This window comes from Methylobacterium sp. CCH5-D2 (assembly GCF_001556475.1).
Classification (GTDB): domain Bacteria; phylum Pseudomonadota; class Alphaproteobacteria; order Rhizobiales; family Beijerinckiaceae; genus Methylobacterium; species Methylobacterium hispanicum.
The window spans coordinates 1-7,603 of record NZ_LSIX01001157.1; the positions used below are offsets into that span (position 1 = coordinate 1).

At 69.6% G+C, this 7,603-nt stretch carries 5 protein-coding genes; 4 read left to right on the forward strand and 1 reads right to left on the reverse strand.

The features are described from left to right. Positions 1-135: 135 nt before the first annotated feature. The 4 genes from acs to AX737_RS31370 all read left to right on the forward strand — a co-directional run bounded on the left by acs (position 136) and on the right by AX737_RS31370 (position 6,532). Complete coding sequence (gene acs / locus AX737_RS31355) at positions 136-2,082, forward strand: acetate--CoA ligase (protein WP_066928104.1); 1,947 nt, start codon at positions 136-138, stop codon at positions 2,080-2,082. Positions 2,083-2,420: 338 nt separating this feature from the next. Then, on the forward strand, positions 2,421-2,798 hold the full coding sequence (locus AX737_RS31360) for a DUF485 domain-containing protein (RefSeq protein ID WP_066928106.1): 378 nt from the start codon (positions 2,421-2,423) through the stop codon (positions 2,796-2,798). Next, the gene (locus AX737_RS31365; protein ID WP_066928108.1) at positions 2,795-4,474 is read left to right on the forward strand and encodes a cation acetate symporter; all 1,680 of its coding nucleotides are present in this window, start codon (positions 2,795-2,797) and stop codon (positions 4,472-4,474) included. Before AX737_RS31360 ends, AX737_RS31365 begins: the two co-directional genes overlap by 4 nt. A 324-nt stretch (positions 4,475-4,798) precedes the next feature. Next, on the forward strand, positions 4,799-6,532 hold the full coding sequence (locus AX737_RS31370) for an MFS transporter (protein ID WP_066928110.1): 1,734 nt from the start codon (positions 4,799-4,801) through the stop codon (positions 6,530-6,532). 87 nt (positions 6,533-6,619) lie between these two features. Here AX737_RS31370 and AX737_RS31375 read toward each other — a convergent pair whose 3' ends face one another. Then, entirely contained in the window at positions 6,620-7,405 is a 786-nt protein-coding gene (locus AX737_RS31375; RefSeq protein WP_066928112.1) for a prephenate dehydrogenase/arogenate dehydrogenase family protein, read from the reverse strand. Positions 7,406-7,603 lie beyond the last annotated feature (198 nt).

A 7,603-nucleotide genomic window follows, 5' to 3' on the forward strand; every position in this document is an offset into this window, starting at 1 on the left:
CGCCTGCGGCGAGCCCGGCGGGCGCACCGCCGGGACGCTTGCGGCCCCTGCACGGGCAGGGCATGACATCCGGGACAAGTCCGGCTGCGCGGCGTTTCCCGCGAACGATCGGGCACCATTCAGGGAAGAAGCGTGATGAGCGAGAAGGTCGTCGCCGTTCAGGATGCTTGGCGCCAGGGCGCCCACGTGGACGATGCCAAGTATCAGGAGATGTACCGTGCCTCCGTGTCCGATCCGGACGGGTTCTGGGGCGAGCACGGCCGGCGCATCGACTGGATGACGCCGTTCACCAAGGTGAAGGACACGAGCTTCGCCCCGGGCAACGTCTCGATCAAGTGGTTCGAGGACGGCAAGACCAACGTCGCCTACAACTGCATCGACCGTCACCTCGAGACCCGCGGCGACCAGACCGCGATCATCTGGGAGGGCGACGACCCGAACGAGTCGCGGCACATCACCTACCGGGAGCTGCACGCGCAGGTCTGCCGGATGGCCAACGTCCTGCGCAACCGCGGCGTCTCCAAGGGCGACCGGGTGACGATCTACCTGCCGATGATCCCGGAGGCCGCCTACGCGATGCTGGCCTGCGCCCGGCTCGGCGCGATCCACTCCATCGTCTTCGGCGGGTTCTCGCCGGACTCGCTCGCCGCCCGCATCCAGGGCTGCGAGGCCAAGGTGGTGATCACCGCCGACGAGGGGCTGCGCGGCGGCCGCAAGGTGCCGCTCAAGGCCAACGTGGACGCCGCCATCGGCCGCCTGCCGAAGGACGCCGTCGATCACGTCATCGTGGTGCGCCGCACCGGCGGCAGCGTGGCGATGGAGCCGGGGCGCGACGTCTACTACCACGAGGCCGCCGAGCAGGTGACCGACGCCTGCCCGGCCGAGGCGGTGGAGGCCGAGCACCCGCTCTTCATCCTCTACACCTCGGGCTCGACCGGCCAGCCGAAGGGCGTGGTGCACACCACCGGCGGCTACCTCGTCTACGCCGCGATGACGCACGAATACGTGTTCGATTACCGCGAGGGCGACGTCTACTGGTGCACGGCCGACGTCGGCTGGGTCACGGGCCACAGCTACATCGTCTACGGGCCGCTGGCGAACGGCGCGACCACGCTGATGTTCGAGGGCATCCCGACCTATCCCACGAACGCCCGCTTCTGGGAGGTGATCGACAAGCACAAGGTCAACATCTTCTACACGGCGCCGACCGCCATCCGCTCGCTGATGGGTGCGGGCGAGGGCCCGGTGAAGACGACCTCCCGCGCCTCGCTCCGCGTGCTCGGCTCGGTCGGCGAGCCGATCAACCCGGAGGCCTGGGACTGGTACTACCGGGTGGTCGGCGATTCCCGCTGCCCGATCGTCGATACGTGGTGGCAGACCGAGACCGGCGGCATCCTGATCACCCCGCTGCCCGGCGCCACCGCGCTCAAGCCCGGCTCGGCGACGCGCCCCTTCTTCGGCGTGCAACCGGTGATGGTCGATGCCGAGGGCAAGGAGATCGCGGGTCCCTGCGAGGGCAACCTCTGCATCAAGGATTCCTGGCCCGGGCAGATGCGCACGGTCTACGGCGACCACGAGCGCTTCGAGCAGACCTACTTCTCGACCTACCCGAACCTCTATTTCACAGGCGACGGCGCGCGCCGCGACGCGGACGGCTTCTACTGGATCACGGGCCGCGTGGACGACGTCATCAACGTCTCGGGCCACCGCATGGGCACGGCCGAGGTCGAATCCTCGCTCGTGGCCCACGCCAAGGTGGCGGAGGCGGCAGTGGTCGGCTTCCCGCACAACGTGAAGGGCCAGGGCATCTACGCCTACGTCACCCTCAACGAGGGCGAGGAGGGCGACGAGGCGCTCCGCAAGGAACTCGTCGCCTGGGTGCGCAAGGATATCGGGCCGATCGCCTCGCCCGACCTGATCCAGTTCGCGCCAGGTCTGCCCAAGACCCGCTCGGGCAAGATCATGCGCCGCATCCTGCGCAAGATCGCCGAGGACGACTTCTCGACGCTCGGCGACACCTCGACGCTCGCCGACCCGGCCGTCGTCGACGACCTGATCGAGAACCGGCAGAACCGGGCGTAGCGATGCTCCCGGCGCCGGGCCGGCGAGGATCGGCCGGCGTCGCCGCGCGGCGACATCTGTAACGGGATGCGGCTCCGGCTCTGATCCGGGGCCGTTTTCGCGCGTCTACCGATGAGACCCAGACCTGTCCCGCGCGATCTCAATAAAAGCTGCTACGCGCGAACGGGATATGTTAATCCTCGCGCCGACGTGATTATCGCTTTTGCGTGATGCGCGGCAGAACTGCATCGCGAAGCCTGGGGGACGGATCCGCCGGTGCCCGCGCCGGACCGCCCGAGAAGAACAAGGCTGCCATCATCGACGAGGCCGGGTCGCGCCGACATTCGGAGGAGTACGCCATGAGTAGAGGAACCACCCTGGGCTCCGTGGGGACCGGCCCCGCGGCGAGCGCGCCGCGGAGCATCGGTGCCGAGCCCGTCTCGTCCACCGACCGCATCGCCCGCAGCCCGCTCTTCCAGCAGCTCGTCGCCGAGCGGACCCGCTTCGGCTGGACGCTCACCGCGGCAATGCTGGTGGTCTATTTCGGCTTCATCGGGCTGATCGCCTTCGACAAGTCGCTGCTCGCCGTGAAGGTCGGCTCGACCAGCACGCTCGGCCTCGTGCTCGGCGTGTTCGTGATCCTGTTCGCCTTCGTGCTCACGGGCCTCTACGTCGCGCGCGCCAACACCCGCTACGACGCGCTGAGCGCCGAGCTGAAGCGGAGCCTCGGCCAATGATCCGCGCCGCGCTCCTCCTCCTCGCGTCGCTGGCCGCCGGCCCGGCGCTCGCCGCCGGCCCCGACCTCGGCGCCGTGCAGCAGCAGGCCACGAACTGGCCCGCCATCGTGATGTTCCTGTTCTTCGTGCTGCTCACGCTCGGCATCACCTACCGGGCGGCGAAGGGCTCGAAGTCGGCAGCCGACTTCTACGCCGCGGGCGGCGGCATCTCGGCCCGCACCAACGCGCTGGCGATCGCGGGCGACTACATGTCGGCGGCCTCGTTCCTGGGCATCTCGGGCCTCGTCTACACGTCGGGCTTCGACGGGCTGATCTACTCGACGGGCTTCCTGGTCGGCTGGCCGATCGTGCTGTTCCTGATCGCCGAGCGCCTGCGCAACCTCGGCAAGTTCACCTTCGCGGACGTGGCGAGCTTCCGCCTCGACCAGACCGCGATCCGCATCATCTCGGCGACCGGCACGCTCGTCGTGGTGGCCTTCTACCTGATCGCCCAGATGGTCGGCGCGGGGAAGCTGATCCAGCTCCTGTTCGGCCTGCCCTACCTCTACGCGGTGATCATCGTGGGCGTGCTGATGATCGTCTACGTCGCCTTCGGGGGCATGAAGGCGACCACCTGGGTGCAGGTGATCAAGGCCTGCCTGCTGCTCGGCGGCGCCACCTTCATGGCGGGCGCGGTGCTCTACCGCTACGGCTTCAACCCCGAGACGCTGTTCGCGAAGTCCGTCGAGGTCCACCCGAAGGGCGAGGCCATCATGGCGCCCGGCGGCCTGGTCGCGAACCCGGTCGAGGCGATCTCGCTCGGCGTCGGCCTGATGTTCGGCACCGCCGGCCTGCCGCACATCCTGATGCGCTTCTTCACGGTGTCGGACGCCCAGGCCGCCCGCAAGTCGGTGTTCTACGCCACCGGCCTGATCGGCTACTTCTACATCCTCACCTTCATCATCGGCTTCGGCGGCATCGCCCTGCTGATGTCGGATCCGAGCTACTTCAAGCTCGGGCCGGCCGGCGCCTTCGACAAGCTGAAGGACATGGTCGGCGGCACCAACATGGTGGCGGTGAACCTCGCCAACGCTGTCGGCGGCCCATACTTCCTGGGCTTCATCTCGGCGGTCGCCTTCGCGACGATCCTCGCCGTCGTGGCGGGCCTGACCCTCGCCGGGGCGAGCGCCGTGAGCCACGACCTCTACGCCCAGGTGATCGCCCGAGGTCGCACCACCGAGGCGCACGAGGTCAACCTCTCGAAGATCGCCGCGGTGGTGATCGGCGTCGTGGCGATCTGGCTCGGCTACGTGTTCGAGAACCAGAACGTCGCCTTCATGGTCGGCCTCGCCTTCTCGGTCGCGGCCTCGTGCAACTTCCCCGTGCTCGCCATGTCGATCCTGTGGCGGGGCACCACCACCTGGGGCGCACTCGCGGGCGGCCTCGTCGGCCTCGTCGCGGCGGTCGTCATGGTGGTGCTGTCGAAGGCGGTCTGGGTGGCCACGCTCGGCAATCCGGCCCCGCTCTTTCCCTACGACAACCCGGCCCTGTTCTCGATGCCGCTCGCCTTCGCGACGATCTGGGTCGTCTCCTCGATCGACCGTTCGCGGCGGGCGGCGCGGGAGCGGGCCGCCTTCGAGGCGCAGTACGTGCGTTCCGAGACCGGCATCGGCGCCGCCGGCGCGCACGCCCACTGAGCGGGCGAAGAGGAGCCTTCGACAGACCAAGACGTGAGGGCGCGGCCGGACGGCCGCGCCCTCGCGCGCGTCTTGAGGCCGCCTCGGGCCCGTCTTGGGCCATCTTGAGGCCGTCTTGGGCGCGGCCCGGGCACATCTGCGGCGGATCGCCCCGTTACAGATGCGGAAATTCTGTCGACCGCGCACCGTTCGCGGCGATTTACCTATTGGGCGGTTCCAAGGCATGCGGTAACAAGATTGTGCACATGCGCTGAGCGCATGAAGGCGGGACGAAGCCGGCCAACCGGACGCCCGTGCACGCGATGTTTTGGAGGATCGACAACAATGGCTGTGGCAACCGCAGTACCGCGGGCCGGGGACTCGGCAAGGCCGATGACCGCAGGCGAGAAGAAGGTCATCATGGCCTCCTCGCTCGGCACCGTCTTCGAGTGGTACGACTTCTTCCTCTACGGCTCGCTCGCCACCGTCATCGGCGCGCAGTTCTTCTCGGCCTACCCGGAAGCCACGCGCAACATCTTCGCGCTGCTCGCCTTCGCGGCCGGCTTCATCGTGCGTCCCTTCGGCGCCCTGGTGTTCGGCCGGCTCGGCGACCTCGTGGGCCGCAAGCACACCTTCCTGGTCACCATCCTGATCATGGGCATCTCGACCTTCGCGGTCGGCCTGCTGCCCTCCTACGCCACCATGAACGCCTACGGCATCGGCTGGGTCGCCCCGGTCACCTTGCTGATCCTGCGCATGCTCCAGGGCCTGGCGCTCGGCGGCGAGTACGGCGGCGCGGCGGTCTACGTGGCCGAGCACGCCCCCCCGGGCCGGCGCGGCTTCTACACCTCGTTCATCCAGGCGACCGCGACGCTCGGCCTGCTGCTCTCGCTGATCATCATCCTGTCGACGCAAGGCTATGTGAACAGCGCCTTCCCGGCGACCACGATCACCAACGCGGACGGCAGCACCAGCACGCTCACGGCCTTCCAGGTCTGGGGCTGGCGCATCCCGTTCATCGTCTCGGTGGCGCTGCTCGCGATCTCGGTCTGGATCCGCCTGCAGATGAACGAGAGCCCGGCCTTCCAGAAGATGAAGGCGGAGGGCACGCACTCCAAGGCGCCGCTCTCCGAGGCCTTCGGCCAGTGGAAGAACGCCAAGTGGGCGCTGCTGGCGCTCCTCGGCCTCACGGCCGGCCAGGCGGTGGTCTGGTACACCGGCCAGTTCTACGCCCTGTTCTTCCTGCAGAGCATCCTGAAGGTCGATCAGTTCACCGCCAACGTGATGGTGGCGTGGTCGCTGATCGCGGTCACCGGCGGGTTCCTGGTCTGCGGCGCCCTCTCGGACAAGGTCGGCCGCAAGCCGATCATCCTGGGCGGCTGCCTGCTCGCCGCGCTCACCTACTTCCCGCTGTTCCACATGCTGACGGCCAACGCCAACCCGGCGCTGCACGCGGCCCAGCAGAACGTGCCGGTGGTGGTGAAGACGAACACCGCCGAGTGCTCGTTCCAGTTCAACCCGGTCGGCACGGCCAAGTTCACCAAGGAGTGCGACGTCGCCAAGGCGCTGCTCGCCCGCTCGGCCGTGAACTACACCACCGAGAACCAGCCGGCCGGCAGCCCGACCGTGGTCAGCGTCAGCGGGAAGGACTTCCCCGTCGCCGACCCGGCCTTCGCCAAGTCGGTCTCGGCCGCGCTCACCGAGGCCGGCTACCCCTCGGCCTCGAACCCGACGGTGATCAAGGCCGCCCACCCGCTCGACATCTTCACGGGCCAGAAGCTCGCGGTGATCGGCGTCCTGTTCATCCTCGCGGTCTACGTGACGATGGTCTACGGCCCGATCGCCGCCGCGCTGGTGGAGCTGTTCCCGACCCGGATCCGCTACACCTCGATGTCGCTGCCCTACCACATCGGCAACGGCTGGTTCGGCGGCCTCCTGCCCGCCACCGCCTTCGCGATGGTGGCCCAGACCGGCGACATCTACTACGGCCTCTGGTACCCGATCGTGATCGCGCTCTTCACCTTCGTGGTGGGCCTGATCTTCATCCCCGAGACGAAGGATCGGGACCTCATGGCCTGATCGAGCCGACCGGCGCGGCGACGCGCCGGGCACGGGAGGAGCGCGCGGGGTTGGGCCGGAAGGCCCGCCCCGTTCGCGTTCGAGGGCTCACCGCACCAGGGCGAGGCGCGGGGCGACCGACCGGTCCGCATCCAGCTCCGCCTCCAGTTCGGCGGCGAGCGCGAGGAAGCGGCGCCGCACCTGCGGAGCGAACGGGTTCTGCCGCTCGATCGCGGCGAACACCTCCGGCGCGTAGTGCCGCACCATGCCGACCGCCTCCATGATCCGCTCGAAGCTGCGGGTGGTCATCCGGGCGGGCAGCGGCTCCATCCGTACCAGCACCTTGGCGACGAGGTGGGTCAGGCCCTGGACCACCGCCATCTCGCGGTCGTGCGCCTCGGGCGTGGTCAGGATCACCTCCAGGCCGAGCAAGCGGCGCAGGAAGGCGGCAGCCCGCAGGCCGCCCCGGCCCCGGACCGGACAGGCGGCGAGTTTCAGGCCGCGGATCCCGTCGCGGGCACTCTGCGGGCCGAAGAGCGGGTGCGTCGCCAGGATCTCCGCGTGGGCGGGCAGTTCCTCGCGCAGGATCGCGGCCGGGACCACCTTGACCGAGCCGACATCGGCCACCAGCGCGCCCGGACGCAGGTGCGGGGCGAGGGCGCGCGCCACCGCCCGCAGGGCCGGGACGGGCGTCGCCAGGATCACGACCGGGCAGGCGGCGGCGGTCGCGAGGTCGGCCGGCACGGCGTCCGGCCCGAAGGCGTCCGCGGCCACGAACGGGTCGTGCGCGAGCACGCGCAGGTGCGGCGCGAGGTGGCGGGCGATCAGGCGGCCGAAGGCGCCGAAGCCGATCAGGCCGACGGAGAGGGCAGGGGTGCTGGGCGGGGGCGACACGGCGGAACCTCGGGGTGAGGCGAGGCCGACGGTCCTCGGGAACGAGACCAGCCGCCGGCGACGCGGGCGGCTGGGCATGACGAGCTCGGCCGCTAGGGAAGCGGCGCGCGATAGAGTCCGGCGAGGCGGGGGCTGGTCATGGGGCCGGCGTGTAGGTCGGCGCGTGGCCGGCCGTCAAGCCGGGGGCGGGGGTCTCGG